The sequence below is a fragment of the Pseudoalteromonas sp. MER144-MNA-CIBAN-0113 genome (assembly GCF_040308965.1).
Classification (GTDB): domain Bacteria; phylum Pseudomonadota; class Gammaproteobacteria; order Enterobacterales; family Alteromonadaceae; genus Pseudoalteromonas; species Pseudoalteromonas tetraodonis.
This window is the reverse complement of the sequence record NZ_JBEOOG010000016.1, coordinates 26,664-50,336: the sequence shown is the minus strand read 5'-3', so window position 1 is coordinate 50,336 and position 23,673 is coordinate 26,664. Positions and strand designations below refer to the sequence as shown.

General features: G+C 43.7%; 24 protein-coding genes. 9 read left to right on the top strand and 15 right to left on the bottom strand.

Annotated features, from left to right (window positions below):
• Positions 1–273 precede the first annotated feature (273 nt).
• Positions 274–924, top strand: a complete 651-nt coding sequence (locus tag AAEY57_RS06395; RefSeq protein WP_008109415.1) for a GNAT family N-acetyltransferase — start codon at positions 274–276, stop codon at positions 922–924.
• Positions 925–1,528: 604 nt separating this feature from the next.
• Here AAEY57_RS06395 and AAEY57_RS06390 read toward each other — a convergent pair.
• Together AAEY57_RS06390 and AAEY57_RS06385 are read right to left on the bottom strand one after the other, a co-directional pair.
• The gene (locus AAEY57_RS06390; RefSeq protein ID WP_335675367.1) at positions 1,529–1,828 is read right to left on the bottom strand and encodes a DUF3301 domain-containing protein; all 300 of its coding nucleotides are present in this window, start codon (positions 1,826–1,828) and stop codon (positions 1,529–1,531) included.
• The gene (locus tag AAEY57_RS06385; protein ID WP_350606982.1) at positions 1,829–2,857 is read right to left on the bottom strand and encodes a DUF3549 family protein; all 1,029 of its coding nucleotides are present in this window, start codon (positions 2,855–2,857) and stop codon (positions 1,829–1,831) included.
• A 103-nt stretch (positions 2,858–2,960) separates the two neighbouring features.
• Here AAEY57_RS06385 and AAEY57_RS06380 point away from each other — a divergent pair, with 103 nt between their 5' ends.
• From AAEY57_RS06380 to AAEY57_RS06360, 5 genes are all read left to right on the top strand, one after another.
• On the top strand, positions 2,961–3,281 hold the full coding sequence (locus AAEY57_RS06380) for a YqcC family protein (protein WP_008109420.1): 321 nt from the start codon (positions 2,961–2,963) through the stop codon (positions 3,279–3,281).
• Positions 3,274–4,038: a tRNA pseudouridine(65) synthase TruC gene (truC, locus tag AAEY57_RS06375; RefSeq protein ID WP_008109421.1), complete on the top strand. Its 765-nt coding sequence runs from the start codon at positions 3,274–3,276 to the stop codon at positions 4,036–4,038. The genes AAEY57_RS06380 and truC overlap by 8 nt, the downstream gene beginning before the upstream one ends.
• Positions 4,038–4,487 (top strand): flavodoxin, encoded by a 450-nt coding sequence (locus AAEY57_RS06370; RefSeq protein ID WP_008109422.1) that lies wholly within the window; start codon positions 4,038–4,040, stop codon positions 4,485–4,487. The genes truC and AAEY57_RS06370 overlap by 1 nt, the downstream gene beginning before the upstream one ends.
• A gap of 15 nt (positions 4,488–4,502) precedes the next feature.
• Positions 4,503–5,378 (top strand): glycosyltransferase family protein, encoded by an 876-nt coding sequence (locus AAEY57_RS06365; protein WP_008109423.1) that lies wholly within the window; start codon positions 4,503–4,505, stop codon positions 5,376–5,378.
• Between the two features lie 109 nt (positions 5,379–5,487).
• On the top strand, positions 5,488–6,561 hold the full coding sequence (locus tag AAEY57_RS06360) for a phosphotransferase enzyme family protein (protein ID WP_008109430.1): 1,074 nt from the start codon (positions 5,488–5,490) through the stop codon (positions 6,559–6,561).
• 111 nt (positions 6,562–6,672) lie between these two features.
• Here AAEY57_RS06360 and AAEY57_RS06355 read toward each other — a convergent pair whose 3' ends face one another.
• The 6 genes from AAEY57_RS06355 to AAEY57_RS06330 form a co-directional block, all read right to left on the bottom strand.
• Positions 6,673–6,912, bottom strand: coding sequence for an RNA recognition motif domain-containing protein (locus tag AAEY57_RS06355; RefSeq protein ID WP_008109433.1), 240 nt, complete (start codon positions 6,910–6,912; stop codon positions 6,673–6,675).
• A gap of 139 nt (positions 6,913–7,051) precedes the next feature.
• The gene (lipA, locus tag AAEY57_RS06350) at positions 7,052–8,017 is read right to left on the bottom strand and encodes a lipoyl synthase (protein ID WP_008109434.1); all 966 of its coding nucleotides are present in this window, start codon (positions 8,015–8,017) and stop codon (positions 7,052–7,054) included.
• A complete protein-coding gene (gene lipB, locus AAEY57_RS06345) occupies positions 8,014–8,667 on the bottom strand; it encodes a lipoyl(octanoyl) transferase LipB (RefSeq protein WP_008109436.1) in 654 nt (217 codons plus the stop codon). The genes lipA and lipB overlap by 4 nt, the downstream gene beginning before the upstream one ends.
• Positions 8,668–8,686: 19 nt before the next feature.
• Positions 8,687–8,965, bottom strand: a complete 279-nt coding sequence (gene ybeD, locus AAEY57_RS06340) for a DUF493 family protein YbeD (RefSeq protein WP_008109437.1) — start codon at positions 8,963–8,965, stop codon at positions 8,687–8,689.
• Positions 8,966–9,623: 658 nt separating this feature from the next.
• Positions 9,624–10,220: an HD-GYP domain-containing protein gene (locus AAEY57_RS06335; RefSeq protein WP_004589546.1), complete on the bottom strand. Its 597-nt coding sequence runs from the start codon at positions 10,218–10,220 to the stop codon at positions 9,624–9,626.
• Between the two features lie 292 nt (positions 10,221–10,512).
• Positions 10,513–11,238, bottom strand: coding sequence for an NYN domain-containing protein (locus tag AAEY57_RS06330; RefSeq protein WP_010555486.1), 726 nt, complete (start codon positions 11,236–11,238; stop codon positions 10,513–10,515).
• A 474-nt stretch (positions 11,239–11,712) separates the two neighbouring features.
• Here AAEY57_RS06330 and AAEY57_RS06325 point away from each other — a divergent pair, with 474 nt between their 5' ends.
• Positions 11,713–12,288, top strand: coding sequence for a cytochrome b (locus tag AAEY57_RS06325; protein WP_350606976.1), 576 nt, complete (start codon positions 11,713–11,715; stop codon positions 12,286–12,288).
• A gap of 35 nt (positions 12,289–12,323) precedes the next feature.
• Here the strand turns inward: AAEY57_RS06325 and AAEY57_RS06320 are convergent, their stop codons facing one another.
• Together AAEY57_RS06320 and AAEY57_RS06315 are read right to left on the bottom strand one after the other, a co-directional pair.
• Positions 12,324–13,601, bottom strand: a complete 1,278-nt coding sequence (locus tag AAEY57_RS06320; protein ID WP_000610830.1) for an ISL3 family transposase — start codon at positions 13,599–13,601, stop codon at positions 12,324–12,326.
• A gap of 12 nt (positions 13,602–13,613) precedes the next feature.
• Positions 13,614–14,648: a permease gene (locus AAEY57_RS06315; RefSeq protein ID WP_024602395.1), complete on the bottom strand. Its 1,035-nt coding sequence runs from the start codon at positions 14,646–14,648 to the stop codon at positions 13,614–13,616.
• Positions 14,649–14,759: 111 nt separating this feature from the next.
• Here AAEY57_RS06315 and AAEY57_RS06310 point away from each other — a divergent pair, with 111 nt between their 5' ends.
• Positions 14,760–15,074, top strand: a complete 315-nt coding sequence (locus tag AAEY57_RS06310) for an ArsR/SmtB family transcription factor (protein WP_008294929.1) — start codon at positions 14,760–14,762, stop codon at positions 15,072–15,074.
• A 530-nt stretch (positions 15,075–15,604) separates the two neighbouring features.
• Positions 15,605–15,745 (top strand): hypothetical protein, encoded by a 141-nt coding sequence (locus tag AAEY57_RS06305; protein ID WP_158522947.1) that lies wholly within the window; start codon positions 15,605–15,607, stop codon positions 15,743–15,745.
• Between the two features lie 458 nt (positions 15,746–16,203).
• Here the strand turns inward: AAEY57_RS06305 and AAEY57_RS06300 are convergent, their stop codons facing one another.
• The 5 genes from AAEY57_RS06300 to gmtY are packed head-to-tail and all read right to left on the bottom strand — an operon-like array spanning position 16,204 to position 23,594.
• Entirely contained in the window at positions 16,204–18,363 is a 2,160-nt protein-coding gene (locus tag AAEY57_RS06300; RefSeq protein ID WP_350606970.1) for an AAA family ATPase, read from the bottom strand.
• On the bottom strand, positions 18,360–18,797 hold the full coding sequence (locus tag AAEY57_RS06295; RefSeq protein WP_179808294.1) for a VPA1267 family protein: 438 nt from the start codon (positions 18,795–18,797) through the stop codon (positions 18,360–18,362). Before AAEY57_RS06295 ends, AAEY57_RS06300 begins: the two co-directional genes overlap by 4 nt.
• Positions 18,797–19,474, bottom strand: coding sequence for a gamma-mobile-trio protein GmtX (gmtX, locus tag AAEY57_RS06290; protein ID WP_179808295.1), 678 nt, complete (start codon positions 19,472–19,474; stop codon positions 18,797–18,799). Before gmtX ends, AAEY57_RS06295 begins: the two co-directional genes overlap by 1 nt.
• The gene (gene gmtZ / locus AAEY57_RS06285; protein ID WP_179808296.1) at positions 19,474–22,137 is read right to left on the bottom strand and encodes a gamma-mobile-trio integrase GmtZ; all 2,664 of its coding nucleotides are present in this window, start codon (positions 22,135–22,137) and stop codon (positions 19,474–19,476) included. Before gmtZ ends, gmtX begins: the two co-directional genes overlap by 1 nt.
• Positions 22,137–23,594: a gamma-mobile-trio recombinase GmtY gene (gmtY, locus tag AAEY57_RS06280; RefSeq protein ID WP_179808297.1), complete on the bottom strand. Its 1,458-nt coding sequence runs from the start codon at positions 23,592–23,594 to the stop codon at positions 22,137–22,139. The genes gmtZ and gmtY overlap by 1 nt, the downstream gene beginning before the upstream one ends.
• Positions 23,595–23,673: the final 79 nt, after the last annotated feature.

Below are 23,673 nucleotides of genomic sequence, written 5' to 3'. Positions count from 1 at the left end.
ATACTTAGTACTTATTAACTCTAGGGGGGAATGGTATATCTAGCCAGTTTAACCCTTACTGAATTTACGCTTTATTTATTCAGTAGTAAGTCGCTAAAGCATGATCTGGCTCAATGCAGTGGATGAGCGTACTAACTAAAATGTAAATTCGCTTATTTGTCTCACTTAGGTATATAGTTATATAAGCATTTGGTCATCGTTGTAGTTCAAAATTAATCCCAAACAAGTTACGCGGCGTAATGACAACGGGTATAAAATAATAAAGGAAATAAAATGACAGCCACAGCAGAATCGACAGACGCCTTTAGTGTTCAGCATATTGCACCAGAGGATATAAGCACAGCAGCCAGCCTGATATATCAGGCATATCAAAACGATCCTATTTTACAAACTCTGCTAGGGTATAACGAAGACAACCCGCTCGATTATGAAAAAAAATTACGTGCACTTATTCGTGAAGAGCTCAGTAGCTTTTGGCAAGAGAAGCAGCCTTTAATTGGCCTTTACCGTAATGATAAATTAAAAGCGGTTGCCTGTGTGTTTGAGTCAAATAGCCAATTACAAGCTGAGCGTTATTGGCATTGGCGATTAAAGCTGATGCTAAGTGCAGGTTATTTACAAACGAATCAATTAATTGAAAAAGAAAAAACCATTCGTGACGCCTTAAAGCCGCAAGGGAATTATTACTTTTTAGCGTTTATTGCGGTTGATCCACACTTTCACGGGCAAGGGTTTGGTCGCACTTTACTTAAAGGTTTAGATGGCTTAATACACGATAATCCTGAGTCTTCTGGTATAGCGGTATTTGTGACTCGTGACGAGCATACGAAATTTTTTAAATCGCAAGGCTTTGAGCACTTTAAACAACTTTCATTTAACCAAGTTAAGGGTGAATTACTATTTAAAGTTGCTAATGCTCAATAAAGGTAGTTGTTCATAATGGCGTATCTTTAAGCCTATGTTCCAAATCGGGCACACCAGTGTGAGATATATCCTACATTAGTGTGCTCTTTGTCAGTTTAAATCCATTATTTATCCGTTTATAAGCATCAAGCTTCTGTTATTTATAGCTATTTTTGTTTTTTCAATTTTATGACCGTAATTTTTTTTGTTTTCCTCACTATCATACGAAGCCGTTTGCTTTAAACTTTACCTTGTCAAGACGACATAGCCCAATGATTGAGCTACTGCCACGGATAAGGAATCAGGCAGCATAGTAGTGACTAGCAGGAAGCGCAAAGGACAAGTTAACACGGATGCAGGGATGAAACAGGAAGTACACGGAGTACTAAAATAGCTGGGAGCTATTTAAAGGACACCAAGGATGATGCGATAGGAAATTGCAGGAGCGTTAGTTTACGCAGGATAGCCAAGGCGGCAAGTGGATATTGCAGGATGTAATGGAGAGTAAACACGGTAGTTTGCTCGTTCAGAGGATGATAAACAGGGAACAGGTAAAGGATACCTTACAGGATGTTTGCAATTGGGGCGTAACTGAGGTTACCCCTTAGTTTTTTGTGCTAAGAAATTATATTCTATGTGGTGGCACAACCACACTTTTTAGTTTTTCATCTTCCATGATTAATACCCCTTGGTAGGCGTTTTCACCGTCACTTGAAAATTCAAAAATAAATTCGCTTTTCATGCCCGGTTTGCCACTTTTTAAAATGCCAAATCGACGCTTGTTGCAAGCTACACTCATAAGTTGCACTTGCAATTGCTCGCTTTGGCGTTTGGCATGAACGTTCGCTGCTTCGGCTATTTTACGATTTAGCCAAAAAAAATAAATTACAGCACCAATAAGTATGAACGTCCATAAACTAGTCATTTAAGAGAATAACCTTCCAATTGCGCGAGCTAATGTCTCGCTTCTGTTTTCTTCACGTAATAAAGCTAATAAGTGAGGGCGAATAGTCGCAATTGCAACTAAATCTGCAAAAACGCTAGGAAATAATTCAGCTATTTTCTCATGATGCGCACAGTTATCCATAAACACATGTAAACGCTGTGGTTGTTCTAACTGTTTAAAGCAGCGACCAGCAATGGTCAACAAAATATCAGAATCTTGCCCTAAAGGTGAGTTAAGCGCGCAGTCAACAAGTTGTGCGCTAAGCCCTGCTGCTTGCCCTGATGATATTGCACGCAGCGCGGCAGAAGCCGTAACCACATCATTATTCTTAAGAGCGGTTTGTCCATAACTTAACATTAACTCACTTAACGTGGGTGGTATTTCGATGTGTTCAAGCATTGCGCTTAATGGTTGTAATACTTCAACAGGTAAATTAGGCCACGCAGCGTGTAAGTGTTTTAAGTTATCAGCACTGTTGAGGCGATAAGCAAAATCAGCAATACCTTGTAGTGCCACACTTTGCCAATTATCAAAACCAATCTGGCCACTAAAATAAAGCTGGGCATGCTCATAATACTGTGAGGCTGGTTGTTTTAATAACACTTTAACTTGTGCATTAAACGCCGCTAATTTATTAGCATTAGGAGTAAATACGTAAGGGTTGTTATCGAGTTTGCCATCGGCTTGTTCGCCGGTAATTTCTGTTCCTAGTGCTTGAATTACCATGTCTGCAAAGTGGTCGCGGCTGGCACTAACGAGTTTACTTTGTTCATCAAGTGGGAATTTTAAAAACCACACATAGGGTTCTTTGCTAGCTTTACTGTCCCAAAATTGAATTGCTAGCCATGCATGGCCTGCTAATGGGTAAGGGTAAGGAACTTGTGCTTGTTCAACAGCTAAAAATTGTTGTTTATCAAGCTTGGTAATATGCCTGCCAATATCAAAAGCACGCCATTGAGTTCCTGCACCGTCTAAAAGCTGGCCTAATGTGGCTATATGTTCACTCATGAATTTCCAACTGTTTTTACTACAAAATTACGCTAATTATACGCCATAGCGACTGTTGAGGGAACAGGGTATAATTGTGCAATATACAAAGTAAAGGGTGATTATGACTGAGCAAACCCAACTCTATTTAACACAATTAACTGCGCTACTTAAAAAGTATCAGCTTTGGCAGAATGAGCCGATTGACCCTGCATTGTTGCATTCAAGCGTCCCTTTTTGCCATGATACGCTTGCATTTGAACAGTGGTTACAGTTTGTATTTATAGAAAAAATTCAACAGATTATTACAATGAAACAACCGTTACCGCGTAATTTTGCAATTGCTCCTATGGCGCAAATGACACTCATTGATAAATCCGGAAGCGAAGAGATTATTTCTTTGCTGACGCAATTAGATTCATTGCTTGGAGAGTCAGATGACTGAACGTCCAGCGCCAGTTGAATACGGCGAACTGAACATTCTCTATCAAGATGAGAATTATGTAGCGATTGATAAACCATCAGGCTTACTTGTTCATCGCTCCTTTTTAGATAAGCATGAAACTCAATTTGCAATGCAAATGCTACGCGATCAACTCGGTCAGCATGTGTTTCCTGTGCACCGTCTTGATAGGCCGACATCGGGTGTGTTGCTGTTTGCTCTAAGCTCAGAAGCCGCGCGTGATATGAATCAGCTGTTTATTGAGGGTACGATCTCAAAGCGTTATTTAGCTTTAGTACGCGGATTTGCGCCTGAATCTATTTTTTTAGATAAACCGTTAAAAGAGGAGCTAGACAAAATTGCTGATAAATTTGCCGATCAGAATAAAGATGCTCAAGAAGCACAAACTCAGTTTAATTGTTTGCATCAAGCTGCGTTGCCTATCCCTATAGGAAAATACCCAACAGTTAGGTATTCTTTGGTAGAGTGTTTCCCTAAAACAGGACGTAAACATCAAATTCGTCGCCATTTAAAGCATTTGTCGTTACCGATAATTGGCGATGTAAATCATGGTGATAACCAGCACAATCAGTTTTTTAGAGAACACTTTTCTCTTAGGCGATTAATGTTATTCGCCACAGAACTGCGTTTTGTACATCCTTACAGTAATGAATCGATAATAATTAAAGCGCCACTAGGTGATGCAATGTTGAGTATTTGCAACCAGTTAGGGTGGCCAAGCGAAGAAAAGGATTATTAATGGCACATATTAGTATTTTTGTAGGCAGCGTGTATGGTGGTGCTGAACGTTTAAGTGAGCAAATAAGTGATACCATTGAGCAAGCCGGCCATCAGGTAAGCGTATTTGCAGCGCCAAGTTTAGAAGATCTAAAAAATGCATCGCATATTTTAATTGTCACCTCAACAACAGGACAAGGCGATATACCCGCTAACTTGGCAGAGCTTTATAATCAGCTTAACAGCACCTTTCCAATGTTAACTAATAAGCCATTTGGCATTGTGGCTATGGGTGATAGAAGTTATGGTGATACGTTTTGCGGTGCAGGGCGTAGCTTTGATGAACTATTACGTGACTTACAAGCCAAACCTGTGGGTAATCGATTAGAAATTGATGCCTGTGAAGACTTTGAGCCTTGGCCTGTCACCGAGCCGTGGTTACAAACTTGGCTTGATAAATTATCCTCTTAAATGCGCAGACTCTAAATGAAAAAATATAAACTGAGTTTAATTGTGCTTGCGGGTGGCTTAGGTAGTCGCTTTGGTGGCAATAAACAAATTGCAGAAATTCCAGGGCTAAATTGCACTATTATGGAGCTGAGTATTATTGATGCGCATGCTGCAGGCGTGACGCAGGTGGTGCTGATCATAAACCAAGCGGTACGTAGTGAAATAGAGCGTACTATTTTGCCACGATTACCTAGTGATCTTGATGTGGTGCTGGTGGAGCAACACATTGAACAGGTGCCCGAACAATTTAAAGCAACACTTTGCCAGCGAGTAAAGCCTTGGGGCACAGGTCATGCTCTGTTGTGTGCCAAAGCCCACATTAATAACCCCGCTATTGTGATCACTGCAGACGATTATTATGGCGCGTCTTCATTTTTATTGCTTAGTGAGCATTTCAAAAAAAGCGCTGAATGGGCAATGGTAGGGTATCCGATTATTGATACTCTTTCTGAGCACGGTGGTGTAAATCGTGGGGTATGTAATATTGCGAATGGAAAGCTTGTTGCCGTAACCGAGTATTTGAATATTCAACAAGAATCTGAGCATATTTTTGGCGATAACCCACAGGGTTTACGTGAAAAAGTTAGCCCAAATGCGCTTGGCTCTATGAGCTTTTGGGGGATAACCCCTTGCTTGTTTGACTATTTGCAACAAGGCTTTGAAACGTTTTTACAGCAATATAACGTGAATACTCAGCAAGAGTACTACTTACCTGATCAAATCCAGAAAGCTATTAATGTAAAAGCAAAGCCTGTATTTGTATACACTGCAAAAGAGCCTTGGTTTGGTGTTACCTATAAATCAGAACTGACAAACATTGCGGCTACTTTGTGCGCATTACGTCAAGCATAAAGATGGTAGTACCAATTTTATTATAAATATGATCAATCTAGCATGTTAAATAACCCGCTACATGCGTTAAAAATTATTGTCGCCTTGGGCGAAAAGAGTGAAGTAGAAAATGAATACAGTTCCTATAGAAGTTTATTTATCTGAGAGTTTTGGCCTTGACGAGAAGCATGCGAGCATAAAACCCATAGGCAGTGGGCATATAAATACTACTATGTTATTAAGTACTTCGAAGCGGTCACTGGTTGTACAAAAGCTCAATACGGTGGTGTTTCCAAAACCACAGTTACTTGTTGATAATGCGCGATTAATAGAGCAACACTTAAGTAAAAAACAACAAGCAGGTGAATTCAATCTAGCAATAGTACGCCATGTAGCGACGACTCAGAATGACTATTTAGTTAATAATGATGATGATACTTGGCGAGCACTTGAGTTTATTGGTGGCAGCTACAGTGAAGATGTGGTTAATACTGCTAGCCAGGCACAAACAGCGGCCAATGCATTTGGCCAATTTGCGCAAGCGCTACAAGACTTTGACGCGAACAATTTACATGCGGTTATTCCTAATTTTCATAACTTGGCCATGCGTGCAGAAGTCTTCAAGCAAGTGGTTAGCACCGATCCTCATAAACGTTTGGCTCATTGTCAGGAAGAGGTTGATTTTTGCCTGTCGCAGCTTTCACTTATCGATGAGCTTAATGCCCTTGAGGGAAAAGTGCCTATTCGTGTGTGCCATAACGATACTAAAATAAACAACATGCTATTTTGCTTAGACTCTAATAATGCAAAAGCGGTGATAGATTTAGATACCTGTATGCCTGGTTATTGGCTTAATGATTTTGGCGATATGGTCAGAACATTTTGCTCTGCAGAGCAAGAAGATTCAACGGCGCTTGAAAAGGTAGGTGTTCGTGAAGATATTTTTGCAGCGATTGTTAAAGGCTATGTTGAGCCACTAAAGGGGGTATTAACACCCGCCGAGAAACAAAGCTTTTGGTTAGGTGCTAAAGTAATGCCCTTTATGATTGGCTTACGCTTTTTAACTGATTATATAGATGGTGATAATTACTTTAGCGTTAAGCATAAGAGACACAACTTAGATCGCGCAAAAAACCAATTTGCCTTATACAAGGATATAGTAAGTAAGCAGCAGGTCTTAAAGGAGATTTTGACTCAGGTATAAACCCAATTAATTATATTGCTCAAAGCGTTATAACTAAAACTTTGAGCAATATAAATTGAGGTTAAACATTGAAAGTATGTGTTAACTTCCAACATCTCAATTTTTTACTTATTAAGCATCTGCTAGTTTTACACGGATTTTGCTTTTGTCTACTGTGGTTTGATTAAGCGCTTTTATTGCGCCCTTAACTTCAATGTCATTAGGCATTTCTACAAAGGCAAAGCCTTTAGATTGGCCTGTTTCTTTATCGAGTACCAAGTTACAGGTGGTCACTTTACCGTGAGCCGTAAATAACGTACGAAGTTCATGCTCAGTAGTGGCACGTGATAAGTTACGAACTAATAATTTCATATATAACCTAAATAATGGGTTCAAGCATAATTATCTCAAGTAACCTTGCTTTAACCTAACGTTATTTTATAAACAGTAAAAATAACTATTAAAAAACAAAAAAACCGCCTAATGGCGGTTTTTTATACATTGCGAGAGATTACTTTACTTCTTTACCCGCTGCTTGTTGATCTGCATGATAGCTTGAACGTACAAACGGGCCTGAAGCGGCGTGTGTAAAGCCAATTTCATCAGCATATTCTTTTAATGCGTCAAATTCAGCTGGTGGCACGTAACGCTTAACGGGTAAGTGATGCTTAGACGGTTGTAGGTATTGCCCTACAGTAAGCATATCAACGTTATGAGCACGTAAATCGCGAAGTACTTCCTCGATTTCGCTAATTTCTTCACCAAGGCCAACCATTAAGCCTGATTTTGTTTTAACCTCAGGATGGGCTTCTTTAAAGCGACGTAATAATTCAAGAGACCATTTATAGTCAGCACCTGGGCGCGCAAGTTTGTATAAACGTGGCGCCGTTTCTAGGTTGTGATTAAATACATCTGGCGGCGTTTCAATTAAAATTTCTAACGCTCTGTCCATACGGCCACGAAAATCGGGCACTAAAATCTCAATGGTAATTTCTGGATTATGCTTACGAATTTCGCGGATACAATCAGCAAAGTGCTGAGCACCACCGTCACGTAAATCATCACGGTCTACAGAAGTAATAACCACATAGCTTAACTTCATGTCTTTAATGGTCAGTGCCAGCTTTTCAGGCTCAGCGGCATCAGGTTTTAATGGGCGACCATGTGCAACGTCACAAAATGGACAACGACGTGTACAAATAGCCCCTAAAATCATAAAGGTCGCTGTACCGTGGTTAAAACACTCTGATAAGTTAGGACACGAAGCTTCTTCACATACAGAGTGAAGGCCATGTTTACGCATTGCTTGTTTTATGCCGTCAATCCGCTCGGTTGACTTAGGTAAGCGAATTTTAAGCCACTCTGGCTTACGGAGCATTTCGGTTTTTTCTGTTGGTAAAACTTTAACGGGGATCAACGCCATTTTTTCTGCGTCGCGTAGTTTTACACCTGGTTCCATTTTGACTGGTTTATTCATTCGTTTTCAAACCCTTCAGTATGCTTAACCTGTGTTGCATTAAGCTTCTTGATCATGTGTTTTACCAGCCCTTCACCTGCAGCTTCAAGGTTTTGAGGGCCATTTAGTTCTTTAGTTTGCACCATATTCATGCCCGCATAACCACATGGGTTAATGCGTAAAAATGGACTTAGATCCATATTAACATTTAATGCCAAGCCATGAAATGAGCAGCCACGACGAACTCGTAAACCTAAAGAGGCAATTTTACTGTCGTTAACGTAAACACCAGGGGCATCCGCTTTCGCGTATGCATCTATGGCGAACTCTGCAAGGGACTCAATGATGCACTCTTCAAGCCAAGTAACTAGCTCTCGCACCCCAATTTTTAAACGACGTAAATTAAATAATACATACATCATTTGCTGACCAGGGCCGTGGTAAGTCACCTGTCCACCGCGGTCAACTTTAATCACTTCAATGTCACCTGGGGCGAGTAAGTGCTCATCTTTACCGGCTTGGCCTTGGGTAAATACACTTTCATGCTCTACTAACCAAATTTCATCTGGCGTATTTTCATCACGGGTGTCGGTAAAGTCTTGCATTTTTTGCCAAATCGGCATGTAACGCTGACGACCCAGTTGGCGTACGATTAGGGTGTTTTCGCTCACAACAAATCTCAACTATAGCTTAAAGCATATGGCGCACGTCATCGATATTGCTGATCACGTTGTAAATTTCTTCAATGTGTTTGCCGCTTGTTACTGTGGCTACTAAAGTGACTGACTCATAGTTACCTTTACTGCTCGGTTTTACTTTTGGCGCATAATCACCCGGAGCGATAGGTTGTAACTTTTCTAAAATTTGATCAGTTAAGTTTACGTTTGCTAAACCCATAATTTTAAATGTAAACGGGCAAGGGTACTCTAGGTACTCATCAAATTTAGTGTTTTTAACAGGTTCAACCACGACGGGAACTCCTCAAACAAAAGTGTTGGCTCAACTTATACGTTAAGCTTAAAACTGACAGGCTAATGACAATCTTGAAATGATGTTACTTTTGACCTAAGCCAACGATAGTCATTCAATACGATTGGTATATATGGGGCGCATTCTAGCACTTTTCAAGCAAAAAAAAACGCCTCAAGAGTGAGTATATAGTAAAAACAGTGTCTATTCGCGTGTGAGTGAGTGGCAGCCCTTTACTGGAAATGCTTCTTTGGGGTATATAAAGCGTACATACTATGTATAATGGTGTGTACGCTTTTTTTATCCCTGAAGGCTTAGCAAGGCGATGGTCTCACTGCGTGAAGACCATCACCCTGCCAAAAGGGTATTTAAGGAATGATGGTCAAGTAAAATAATAAAGCCACTCCTGACGCTCGCACAGCTCACTACTCGCTAGGCATTTATGATTTTTCTTGACCATCCGCTGAAACACGTTTCTGGACAAAAATGAGTTATGACGAATGCGTGCTTTGTGCCATTTGCAGACATTAGCAACGCCTGAGCTCAGGTGCATTTGAGACAACGCCTGCTTTTGCGTTAGCAAAAAAGTGGGTGGCGGATCAAATGTCATCTGCAGAGACTTTTTAGGCAGCGTTCACCGTATTCTAGGAACGAGCGTTTACGAGGCACGTGCCGAACTGGCCTTTATGACTTTTGTAAACAACAAAAAAATATTTGGATCAAACTTCGTGTCCACTTCATGCTTCAAGATATTCATAGTTTCAAGGTGCGATTTAGCCATGCGGTATGGCCTGCTAGTCGTCAGTGCATCATACGCATCAATGATCGAAAGTATTCGACTACTCAGGGGAATATCGGCACCAGCCAGTCCGTCTGGGTATCCGCTTCCATCAAATGCTTCATGATGATGTCTGACAATAGACGCGACCTCGTCTCTGTTTGTCAGGAATGTCTCACTAATTATTCTCTCACCGATAACCGAGTGAGCCTTTATCTCTTCTCTTTCATCAGGTGTGAGCTTTCCAGGCTTCGAGAGAACAGTATCACGAACTCCAATCTTACCCACGTCGTGTAATTGACTGGCAATACGCAAGTCATCTAATGAGGGGGCACTCAAATCGGCCGCACGCCCCACTTCCAACGCAAGCGCACAGACGCGGTCACAATGGCCTCTAGTATACGCATCGCGCGCGCACAATGCCGTAATGAGTGATGGGTAAGCATTTTCTTGATCTGGTGCGAGGGCAAAAGCCATTGAATATCTCTCCTTGTTCAGCAACGCCTAACAATTTAATAGTGCGCTCATCACGCATATTTTTGCTGACTTCAAGCTCATCTATCCACATTCCAACAAATAACCGAGGGTATTTCAAGATTTTAAATAAATTTAAATGTAGGATATACGCGTTGCTCGTTTGCTTGACTATATGAATAAACGACACAACTTTATCTATTAATTAGCCCTAAATTTAGCCATCCTCAATGACCGGTTATCGCTCTTTGCCGAAGTTTGGCTAAGTGCCATAAGCGGATATTAATAAAGCGCCTTACCTTGATTTGTTAAGTTGTTTTGCTTTCTTTTTATCCCTAATCCATAAAACTGAGCCATTTGTTTTTTTCATCTCAAACAAATCTATAGCTTGAAATAAATCACTCAACTTCTTAAAGCCATAATTACGCTGGTCAAAGGATGCGTGATTTGAAATATGTGTACCGATTGGTCCTAACATGGCCCAGCCATCGTCTTCTTCGACAGCCTCAATTGCTTGCCTAAGCAAATTAATTAACTTGGTGTCACTTTTTATGTTCTTTTTTTGTTTTTGTATAGGAGGGTCTTTTTCGCTATCTTCGTCAAGATAGAGGAATAGTGAACAACTATTAACGAAAGCTAGTGGTGCTTTACGTTCACCAAAACCAATCACAAATTTACCATCAGCCAAAGAACGAGTTACCAAGGGAGTAAAATCACAATCGGACGACACCAGGCAAATAACATCAATGTCTTTAGTATACAGCACATCCATAACATCAATTACTAATGCCATATCTGTGGCATTCTTGCCTTTGGTAAGATCGAACTGTTGCATCGGCTGTATTGCAAATTCATGAAGCACGTCTTCCCACGGTTTCAGGTTTTGATTTTTCCAATTTCCATATGCTTTACGAATGTTGACTACACCATATCGCGCCAACTCGGATAGCACTTTATCTATCTTTTGAGCAGGTGCGTTATCTGCATCAATAAATACCGCAATTTTCTCTTTATCTCTCACAAAAGCTTCCTTGAAACTTAAAATCTTATTGACCACTACAGTAAACAGTTTCTCGACTTTTTCTAGTAAATACTTAGGCTATTATTTTCCATATTCCAGCCAAATAACAGTATTGTAGTGGCTTGGTTAATTTGGGACCCAAATTAGAGGCGTCTCCTTGTTGGTCATCTGCTGCTAGTTGCAACCATTTGAACTAATTAAATTGTTTATAAATGTTTTTTCTATAAGGTTTTCTTGGAGCCCATATTTAATTTTTATGTGTCTCCATTTTTTTACGTACTTACAATGAAAGTGCTTATCAAGTATATTTACTCATGTTTTTTAAAATATAAATTTTATGTTTTAGATCACTAAATGCTTAGTAATGATAGGTTACTTTGTAGTGGGGTAGGCTACTTTTTTAAGCTCTAAAACAGCTAAATGGTCAGTAACTTTATACGATTAATATAAGGTTTAATTTTTTCGAGGGGCACTATGAATTTAAAAAATACAACAACTCATTACAATACACTCTCCATTGCTTTGCATTGGCTTATGTTCATATTGATAGTCGCTGTTTACGCAAGCATTGAACTGCGCGAATTATTCGACAAAGGAACAGCAACCCGAGATGCCTTTAAAATGTGGCATTTTATGCTTGGTTTATCGGTTTTAGCCTTAGTAAGCGTTAGGCTAATTGCTCGCATAGTAGGTGGTTCGGCTCCTGATATAAAACCACAGCCAGCTAAATGGCAAAATAACCTGGCCAAACTAGTGCATGTTATTTTGTATGGGTTCATGTTTGCTATGCCTATTGCTGGATGGTTAATTTTGAGCATGGCGGGCAAACCAATTCCGTTTTTTGGTCTAGAGCTGCCGCCATTGGCCAGTAAAGATTTAGACTTAGCTAAAACCATAAAAGAGCTGCATGAAACCGCTGGGGAAGTTGGCTATTACTTGATTGGACTACATGCAGCCGCCGCCTTATTCCACCACTATGTTTTATCTGATAATACGGTTGCACGAATGCGTTTGCCTAAAAAAATAAGGGTATACGGATTTAATGGTTGATGGGGCACCTTTACCCCACCAACCTGATACCATTATCAGATGGTTGATAGATCGACTCCGTAGTTGAGTTCCTCTGCGAAGTCCGGCAGTCCGTAACCGATGGTTTTCTTGTAGAAAGGAGAGACCTTCGCAGTCGGTGCCTTCTTCTTGTGCTTCGTGGTGTAGAGCATTCGTGCCCGCATCACCTCGAAGGAGTAACCGCGCCCTTCACGGTTCTTGTCCTTGGCCAGTCGGTTGATGGACTCCGTGTAAGCGTTGGTGACGGGCATGTCCGTCTCGAAGTAGGTCATGGTCTCTTCGCGCCAGTTTCCCACTGCCCTGACCAGATCGCTCCAGACTTCCTTTTGGCCCTTCGGGATGGTGGCTATCCACTCGTCCAGGGCGGCTTCTGCCTGGAGCCGTGTGGTGGCGTCCCAGATGCCGTAGAAGCGCTCCTTGTGCTCGTAGGCGGCCAGCAGTTGCGGGAACGCGCCTGTCCAGGTCTCCATGATGAGGCGCTCCCGGTCTGAGACTTCGTGAGCGCGTTTCAGCAGGATTTTCCGGTCTCCCTTGAGAGTCCGGCTCTGGGACGGTTTCAGCTCCTTTCTGAGGCCCTTGCGCACTCTCTCTAGGGCATCGTTGGCCATGCGCACCACATGGAACTTATCGACCACGATACGGGCCTGGGGCAGCACAGCCTTGACCGCTGCCCGGTAGGGGTTCCACATGTCCATGCTGACGATCTCGACCTTCTGCCGGTCTTTCAGCTTCATCAGGTAGTTGGTCACCACGTCCTGGCGGCGGGTGGCCAGCAGGTCGAGCAGGGTTCGCTCCTCAATGTTGGTCAGAATGCAGCGGTAGCGCTTGTTCAGGTATAGCTCGTCAATGCCCAGGATGCGGGGCGTCTCGAAGCGGTGCCAGCGCCCCAGGAACTCGGCGCGGGCGTTGAAGATGTCGCGCACCGTCTTCTCGTCCAGGCCGGTCTGTGCCGCCACAAAGGTGTAGGGGTGGTTGAAGGATTCCTTCTCCACGTACTCATGCAGCCGCAGTGTCATACGGAATCCGTCCACCATCTCTGGTAGCTGGGGCCTGAATGTTGTCTTGCAGGCCCGGCAAGTGTATCGGCGGCGGACCACCCAGAGAGTGACCCGCTTGCCGTGGATGGGCAGATCACGATAGGGAACGTCACGCTTGCCGAACCGTACGAACTCACCCTGCACGCCGCACCCCTCGCAGGCTACTGGTGTAGGTGCTTCAAGCCGAAAATGTATGTCTTCATTCTGCTCATCAGAATCCACCAACTGGTACCCAGGAAGGCTTAACGAATTAATCATCTCCCGCCTTGATCAGAAAAACAGGTAGGTGGCGTAACCGGCAATCATCGCCATAGCAAAAATGACTGCTAAAAACGCCGCTAAAAGCTTCAGCGTGAACAAAGAGCGCAACAGAATGAGCTCAGTCAGGCTGGCTCCGGCACTGCCGATGATCAACGCTAGCACCGTCCCGGCACCCACGCCTTTGGCCATCAGAGCCGCTGCCAGAGGTATGACGGCTTCAGCGCGAATATACAACGGCACGCCGATGACAGCGGCAACTGGAATGGCAAAGGGATTATCTGGGCCTGCATACTGCTCCAATAAGTCAGTGGGCATGAAACCATAGACCACGCTGCCAATCGCAATACCGATGAGCAGGTAAGGCAACACATCGATAAAGTCCGACCAAGCTTCCCGCCACACACCACTGTACTTCCCTTCTTTCTTAACCGTGACAGTGGGTTGACTGTCACAGCATTCGCTAGACGTAGAGACTGTTGTCTTCCTATCAGCCCCGCAAGAAGCCGTCTTCGGAGTGGTGTCGCAGCTGTTGGTGCCGCAACTCGATGCGGTCGATGTAGCACTGCACGGGCTTGCTGATGAACTACATCCACTGCTCTCTTGTGTCGCCGTCCGGCGCACATAACGCTCGAAGCCAAGCGTGTGAAGCAGCCATCCGGCACCTACCGCGACCACCAAAGCGGCGAGCACATAGATAGCAGTAAGTGTCCATCCAAACGTGGCAACCAGCAGGCCGACGACGATAGGATTCAGCAACGGAGATGAGAAAAGAAACACCATCATCGGCCCAAAACCGGCCCGTGCCCGAATCAACCCTTTCAACATGGGGATAGTCGAGCAACTACAGAAGGGCGTTATAGCTCCTAAACCAGCAGCAAGAAAATAGCCTCGCTTCCCACTGGAAGTCAGTAACGCTTCCACCTTGGATGGTGGGATGTGACGTTGAAGAACTCCGACCAGCAAGCTAATGCCAATGAATAAAACCGATAGCTCGATAGCGAGAAAGGCGAACATGCCTAGAGCGTCTTGGAGTTGAGGTGACATTCAATATTACTCCTATATTTCTAGTTTTATCGAAATGATGTACGCAGCCTACTTGCGTTTATCCGACCTGTCAACTATAATTCTAGAAACATCGAATTATTGGGGCGTGCTATGGATCACGAAAAGGTTGCAGCCAGCTTAGCTGAGCTAGGGAATAGTCACCGACTGTCCGTGTTCCGCTTTCTGGTCAAAGCTGGCCATGATGGGGCTTCGGTCGGAGATATCCAGAAGGGGCTGGGTATTCCTGCTTCGACGCTATCACATCACCTTGCGCGCATGGCCAAGGTAGGGCTGATCCGGCAGGAGAAACATAGCCGCACGATTGTCTGTATATCCGAGTATGGGCACCTAGAGAATTTGATCGGTTTCTTACAAGAGGAATGTTGTGCAGGTGTTCGGATTGCGCATGAACCAGAACCGCTTTGACGCTTGCCCAGCTCTCGCTGTCCTCCCTAGTCAGCATCGCTATGAAGACTCAGGCGAAGGTGGAAACAGAAAATTGGCAGTAGAGTAGGCTGAAGAGGATCAATCAGATAATCCGCTGAGAAAGATTTTCTTCTTTACATCTTTGGCATTTTATCAACCAGAAATTCCGGATACCCAAAAATAACAGCTAATTAAGTGGTTAACCCGTTGTTTTCGCACATATTCAAGGATATGTGCGACGCGCGTATAGTGTTCTATTTAGATCTGCTTAAAGATAATAGAAAACTTAGTGATAGTAATATCTTAGCTAATTTGTTAAAACTGTGTAAAGTATACATATGAGTGTGGTCGGAGCAGAAAGATCCGCCCTTCGCGCACTATAAAATTATCCGTATAAAGGGTTTTCAACAATTGATGAGGCGCGTAGTTGGGTGTTGAAATTTAGCCACTGGTATAATTTTAACCACAAACATAGTGGCATCAAATACGTCAGCCCACATCAAAGGCATTCAGGATTAGCGGGTGACATATTGGCTAATAGAAAAGAAGTTTATCAAGGTGCTAAAGATGCTCACCCTGAGCGCTGGAGCGGTAATATCCGTAATTGGAATTTACCAAAAGAAGTGTACTTAAACCCTGAACAAAATAGTGTCAAGGCTGAGAGTGCATAACGTAGTGATCGCGACAACTAGTTTGACAAACACCGCTACTGTCCTTAGTGTACTGTTCTCTCGGTTATATACTCTCAGAAATCAAATCATGCATGGTGGGGCCACTTTTAATAGCTCAGCCAATCGTCAACAATTGAGATATTGTACAAATATACTGGATCTACTAGTACCAACGATCATTGAGATTATGATGAATAACCCTAATGACCTTTGGGGTGAACCGGTATATCCATATGTTGGGAAATAGATATATCAAACCCACTAGTAATTGCATAAATATTCACAATAACTGTATAAGTCATAATAAAGTAAGCATCACGATTGACATCCTAAACACCTTTATTCAAATGTGCATGCTTCCTAGTTTAACATTAGGTAATGTAGGGCAAATATTAGTGAATATTTATCGGCTCAAAATCTAGCTGTCACGGAAAGGGGCAAAAACGAGTTTGAAACTGCTAACCCAGCAGCTCTTTCAGATAGCTATTCCGCTTGTGAGAGTGACTAGGTGCCTCGGTGATCTGCTTCATATCATCGCTACTACCAACGATATGGATTTCACTTTCAGCTCTCGTGATTGCCGTATAGAGCCATGCTCTATCTACTATTCTTCCATTTTGCAGAGCGATGATGATGCGTGGAAACTGTGACCCTTGAGCTTTATGTAGGGTGATTGCGTAACCCAACTCCATGCAGTCGAGAACGGATTGTGTTATCTCGACCTTTTCACCTGTATCTAGCGTCACTTCACCGTAACTATCACCAGAAGGTTTGGCGTTGGTTAGCATACCAAGTGAGCCGTTCTGAATGCCTTTGTCGTAATGATTCTGCGTAAATAACACCTCATCATTCATGCGAAGTGGCAAAAAGAATTTGTCACCATTAATTTCAAACTCAAGGCTGTCACTGTTTGGGTTGACCGCTTGCTGGATGAGTTTATTGATTTCTGTTACGAGCGCCTTGGTTGGAGCCATGACACGACTGCTTTCAGGAGATTCTTGGTAAAGTTCGCAACAGACTTTGGCAATGTCTGTTTTACTGGTTTCGTGAAAGTGTATTGCACCTGTGCTTAATTGGTCAGGCATCACACCTTGATTGATGAGTTTTGAGTATTCGGGGATACCCGTTGAACCTTCCTGTCTCTTGACGATATCTAGCATGGTATTAGCCACCGTTTTCGCTTCAACGATGTCTGCCAACACCTTGCCGCAGCCGATGGGTGGAAGTTGGTCAGGGTCGCCAGTAAATATCAATCGTACAGAGGGATGAGTGTGATTAACAAGGCGATACATGGTCGGTAAGTCAATCATACTGGCTTCATCTATTACCAGTAAATGCTTTGGCTGGTCTGAACTTGGCTCAATAGGCTCTCTACGTAATAACTTAGCGATAGTTGAGGTGATAAAGCCAATTGACTCATGCAAGCGCATAGCGGCTCTGCCACTCAGCGCGACCGCATGTATTTCAAATCCCATTTGATGGTAGGCTCGAAGTGCGGTTCTAAGTACCGTTGTTTTACCTGTGCCAGCTCCGCCCGTAATACAGCTCACGGCGTTATCCAAACACGTTGTCACTGCTTCAATCTGCTTCTTGGTTAGCTCGTATGGTAATTCACCAACCGAAGAGCAATATGCAGAATTTGCAACTTCGTCATAAAGGTTGTTTTGATTAGCTAGTGCTTTAAGTCGTTTGGCAACGACATTTTCCATCAACAACTGGGCAGTTGGATGATAAGAGCCAGTGTCGGGGTTTAGGATGTATTGCGCTTTGTTGTGACCTGCTTTAAACGCTTCCGTCACCAGTTCCTTATCTTTGAGCAATTTGGTTAGGTATGGGCGTAAGCACGCTTGAGTTGTATAGGTGTGGCCTTTTTCAATCTCTTTGCGAATCGCGGTTTCAAGTGCGGCACTTAGTCTGCGGTGATCACAAGCTGTGATCTTAAACTGGTCAAAATTAACCAGTTTATCGACATCCGTAAACGACATCCCAAACCCAATAAGGACATACGGATTTTGTTTAATAGCCTCAATGGACTCTTCTCCATGATGCTTCAATAAGCGCTGCTGAATACTTGCTGGTATCTTGTGTTCGGTCATCCAGTTGCAGTAGGCCAGATTTTTATATTTGGCGTAACCTTCAAATAACGCATTGATAGAATCTTCACTCAGGACACTTCTAAGGCGCTCTCTTGATTCATGAGTGTCTTTTCCAACCGTTGGGTGAAAATCCTTTCCTAACAGTTCCCAGAGTGCTCTAGCTTTACTTTCACCGATACCTTTGAAATCACTTTCTCTGGCAATAAAGCGAATAAGCTGTTCACCCGTTTCTGGCAGGCTGCATTCGATGTGTTCTGGTGATTCATAGGTATGCTGCTGCATCACGTAATCACCCGTTTCCATTTCTTCTATTAAACGATGGCCTTTAACCGACCAGTGTTGGCCGAGGGCTGGTTGAACGGGGATGGCATCTGGATCAGCTTTGATGGTGACGTAATACTTGCCACTGTTAGTTTTGTATGAGTTTTTTTTCAGTGGCACGCCACTGAATATCACCATTTTGGTAGAGCTGTAAGGAATACTCGTGACACGCATTTGGTCTTGATGGAGTGCAACATTCATCGTGGCATGAACCCCATTTCTGACAAGGTTTCATTCAGTTCGCCAAACCGCTCTAGTTTACCTTCCAGCTCTTTAACTTTGGCTTTTAGCTCAATGTTTTCAGCCTCTAAGGTCGATACTCGTTTTGAGTCGAGCAGCTTGCGATTAGCCGTGTTGTCGTATTGCTTTGGTTTGTCAGCACTGTTCCTTGCAGATTCGGTCAGTGGCGGGAGTATACCTTTATCACGCAGTTTGTCTTCTAATGCCTTGAGCGCTTTTCTAAGCGCTGGATTTTGGTTAAGGGCAGACTTGCCGCAACCGACCCCTTTTGCTACTTCGATGCGGTTGAGCTTGCCTTTAAAGGCGATCTGCTTAAAGTCATCATCAGTTTGAGTGGCTTGCCATACTTCAAATGCTTCGAGGTTCTGCTGCGCTCTTTGCGGACCGTTCGCCATTAATCATCTACCTCACCTAACAACTTGCGTAGACCTGTCGCAAAGCCTCTAGGGAATATTTCTATGTTGTATTCCATGTCTTTTACTTGGCCAGCTTGTGTGGTTTGCCAGTTATGTTTTTCCATACATTCGTCAGAGATAGCGTAGGCTAAGGCTTTCTTCTCGGATTCGGTCAAGATGCCAGATAGTGAAGGCAAGACTTCAACACTCGGCTCTGCGCTTGCATCAAACTGACGTACAGGACGCTTATCAATGGTAATATTCGCGTGCTGTTTTAGCAGATTAACCTCTTTGCGATAACGGTTGCGCTCGGCAATAATCTGACCAAACAAAGCCCGTACCGCAGTGTCTGGAATACGCTCAAGCAGTTTATTATCCTGTGGAACAGACTTAGAGCGTGAGGTTGGCGATAACGGCTTTTTGGTGGTTGTTTTGCACTTTGCTGCCCATGCTTCAATCAAGGTGCGGTAGTGCTTGTTTTTGGTTGCTCGTAACGCTTCGTAACCTGGGCCACCCTCTGCTGCTGATACTCGCCCCATTTGTGTAATGGAGAAATCACGCTGCCCCGATTCTACATAGGCTTTCAGTATGTCGTTAAGCTTATCTAGGTTTTTTTGGGTTCTTGGCACTTTGTCGTCTTTTAGGTCAGCCAAGATGATATCAATATTAATCTCCATTAACCCTCCAAGAGCGCAGGTTGGGTGAGATTTTCGAGGTGCAATGCTTTACCAGTGAGCGCACTCATACCTGCACTAAATAGTTTGTTTTCTTCAAGGTATTCACCCGCTTCGATGTAATTAGCCACTTTACGGTAGCCTTCCATTTTATCGTCAGGGTCGGCTATCTTTGCCATTTGGCGTAGAATGGCATTACCAGCGATTAGCTGCTGTTTCTCATCCATTTCCAAGAAGATAGGTTCAAAACCCTTTTTCATCAGCATGCGACTAAGTTCAATGGAGCGCTTTTGAATGGCGGGCGTTTTACGAAGTTCATCCTGCAAGTCAGGGAAGAATTCGGCATCGTCACATAGCAAGGAGAGGTGTAAAAGCTCTGAGTCGGTTTCGATAAACTTCAAGGCGTAGCTGATATCTTGCTCCGCACCCACGGCAATCAGCTTATCTTTGGTGTCATCCTCATTTCTGGCTTCCTCGACACGAATGATTTTGCTGATTAGCTCGAAGCACGCTATCCAGTCTTTGGTGTATTCATCGGCCTCTACTTGTTGCTTTTCATAGCGGCGCTGTAGAACCTGCATGTCATTATGTTTGGTAAAGGGTGTGCCTTGCTCTTCACAGAAAAACTGCTCGTCTTTGAGTGCTTCTAGCTCACCCTCGATTTCAACCGATAGGTTAGCCGCTTGGTGCGCCTTGTAACTGAGTTGATTAAACTGAGCGTTAAGCGCTGGCAGGTATCGCGCCTCGGTAATAAACCAACGGCAACGAATGCAGTTTTCAGGGCCATGCGGCACGCTGCTATAGGTGCGATTAGCGGGAATACTTGAATCTCTAATCAACTCACCACCGTTCCAACACCCGCCCAGCGTACTGACTTCATCGGATTTTACGGTGTTGCCTCCGACCAAACATAGGCCAGATGAACGCTCCTCCCAGCCGATGGGGTTACGGTTAACCAGGGCTGCCTGAATACTGTCTTCTTTATGGTAGACCATATTGCATTGAATTTGTGCTAGTGAGGCATCTTTAAGGAAGTTGCGCACTGACTGCTTAGCTTTACCCTCAAGCTCCCCTTCGGCTTCACTCATTTTTTCCGCCATCACGGACGGGGTGATTTTGTTGTAGTAGATGGTCATTAGGATACGTGAGTGCCCTGCCAGTAGTTTGGATATGACAGGTAGTGGCAATTGGGTATCCATCGTGTAGGCAGTTATCAGCGATACGCGCAAGCTGTGCAGGGGGTGATTCGTGGCAACCTTAGCGCTTTCTGGAGTGCCTTCTGGGTAATCCACAATCAGTTTAAGTCGCTCTCCATTATCAAGCGTATTACCTTGCTCAGCAAGCTGGTTTTCCAGTGTTAGCAAGAGTTGATACCAGAAAGATTTCATCGCTTCTGTAATTATCGGTTTGTATTTATCATCACCGTTTGCTGATGCATCCCGAAAGAGAAAGGCGACTTCACCCATGCTCTCTAGCTGGGTTTGTGACTTCTTTTTCGAAGTATGTTTAGTTAACAGCGTGGTGCAGTCTGTCGGCTTAACTATAGGGTTATATTTTTCCTGCCAGTTACGCAGTTTTTCCAGCCAATATAATACTTCCTCATTCTGCCAAGGGATGATGTAACCCCGCTCAAGTTCGTCTTTATTTTGGTCAGCGGTTTTGTTGGTGTTGATATACAAACCTGTGGAATATTGCCCTGTCGTGGTGTCGTGTATGCGACGAAAGATGCCTTTACCAAAAGGGCGTTTTTCGCTACCGAGCGCAAAGTCATGCTTGTCATTGAGCTTCCAATGACCGCTTTCATAACGCCACGTATCCGCTTCACCACTGTCTAACATACGCACTTGATAGATGCGCAGTGGCAGATGCAGCTTCATAAATATAACCATCGCTTTGACAGGTGACCAGATTTGGTGGAGGGTGATTCTTTTACCATCTCTAGTCACCTCTTTGGTACGCCACACGCAATCGGGGTCGGTTTTATCAATCAAGTCAGGCTCAACTTCAAACCAATCGCCACTTCCACCTGTTTTGCCTTGCCCTGTCTGCTCTTGTGCCCATGTCCAATGCTTGAAATGGCGGTAGTGATAGCTAGGCAGTAACGACTCGCCTTGTGGTAGTTTTTGCTCAATCACTGTCAGTTCCGCTTTGTCTGGCAATGGACACAGAATTTGGCGCAGGTCTTGGATGTAGCGATACGGAAGTGGGTTACGTACGGTTTCAGTGTGTGAGAATTGCATCTTAATTTTGCTCAGCGGATTGCGAACCAGTGGTGTTAAGTTGCCGCTATCATCTTCTTCAGATAGATGATGTTCAATGACGTAATTAATGAAGTCACAGGGGTGGTTGATAGATCTTAATACTTCCTCGGGGGCGTTAATAGTTTTTCTCACAGTAGCTTCTAGCTCTTCAGTGGAGCAGATATGGCCATTGTAGCCCTTGAAAAACAGACCAACATCAGTTGCATAGGGAGCGCACTCCAACAGGTAGGACTCAAAAAAACGGCCCAACGCTTGACGCTTGTGGTCAACTCCCGCATGCTGTGTCGCCATCCACTCAGCGGCTAATTCCTGCCATTGCTCCCACTCAGGGCCAAGGGTGGTGAGCATCCATTTAAACGTTAAGTCCGATGCACGTCCGTCACGTTTCTTGCCTTTTTTTGCCATTATTTACCTCGTAATTTCGGATGCTTGCCTGTGAAATAGCCTTGCGGGTCAATATCGTCAAAACCGTGCTCGACCAACTCTTTCCAATCTAGCGATTTTACTTTGGACTCAGGATTTGCCAGTTGTAGCGTGGCCTTGTTGAGTTCATCGGAGATTTCCTGCTGCCCTTTACCTGTGTAGGGAACTTGAGACTCCAGTGATTTATGGTGCATACATCGTCGTATCACCAACGGGTTAAGTCCTGAACGCTCTAAGCGTCTGCCATAACTATGACGATGACCGTGCGGGTCTAACCCTTCCGATTTGTTTGGCTCTAAGCCAATGCGCCTTAATCCCGCCGCATAGCTTTGGTGAAACGCATTCAAAGTGTATGGGTTTCCAAGGGCGCTGTGATGGAATGAAATGAACGCATAGGGGTGATGGCAGTCAATACTGGCTCGATATTTTTGGTAGCTCTTCCACAGTGACATAAAAACCTTGCCATAATCCGTTGGAAACCACTGAACTTGTATGTAGTTATCTCGATGGTCTACAACTCTTGTTTTCCAGCCAACGTATGCCGTGCCTTTCATTCGTTTGCGTGGTATACGAGCGTATTTTTCTTGTAAATAGGCTTCTCTGGTTTTTGTCCCTGAGCGACTACGCCAACCTTCGGGTGCTTTACCATCGACTTCGTTGTAAATTCGAACTATCGCTTTTTCAGGGTCATACGGATCTTCAAGTACATCAGTCACCCACAGCATAATAGCTTCGCTTTCACGCAAACCGCCACCGTGCATTAAGAGCAACATAAGCTTATCTCTCAACGCAACTCGCGGATCTTTTGCTCCGCCAATACCATCTTTATAGAATGATTCCCAATGCTTATCTGGGAATGCTAAAGCATCGTCTTCGGCTTTCGTCAATGGAGTGCGTCCTTTCATTGTGCGAGCTTTACGGATGGTTCTATTAACGGTTTTATCTTCAATATGCCCAAGGAAGTCATTTTGTTTTTTTCGATACCATGCCGCATAATTCAAGCGTTGCTCATGAGGTGTGGCATCTCGCAAAGGGTTCATTGACTCTTCGCCAAGCTTGTTAGCCAGCCAATCAGTAAATGCCGTTAATCGATGAATATGTTTATTGACGTTATCAGTTGAGCTTGGCACCCAGTACAAGCCAGAGGGATCTAAACCATCTTCACCGATGGTGCCTGTGTAAAGACGCTTAGCAAAGGTTTGGAATAGCATTTTAGGATCTTCAAATAATCCTTTGTTGGCTTCCATGTAATCCAAGAGCAAAGAAGTGGCTTGTATAAAACCATTCATTAAAGCATTACTAGCACCATCAGCTTCCATCTTTAGCAAGTAATCGGTAACTGAACCAACTTCACCTTGTTCGGTGATCAAGATGGGGAGCTGACTTTTAATGCCAGTATTATCTTCTACGATAGTTGCTTTGACTTTAACCGATGACAAGGTTCATCCCTTTATACACGTTAAACATACAATACACTATAGCGCTAAAGCGTTTATTGTCAAATAAAAAGGCAGATTT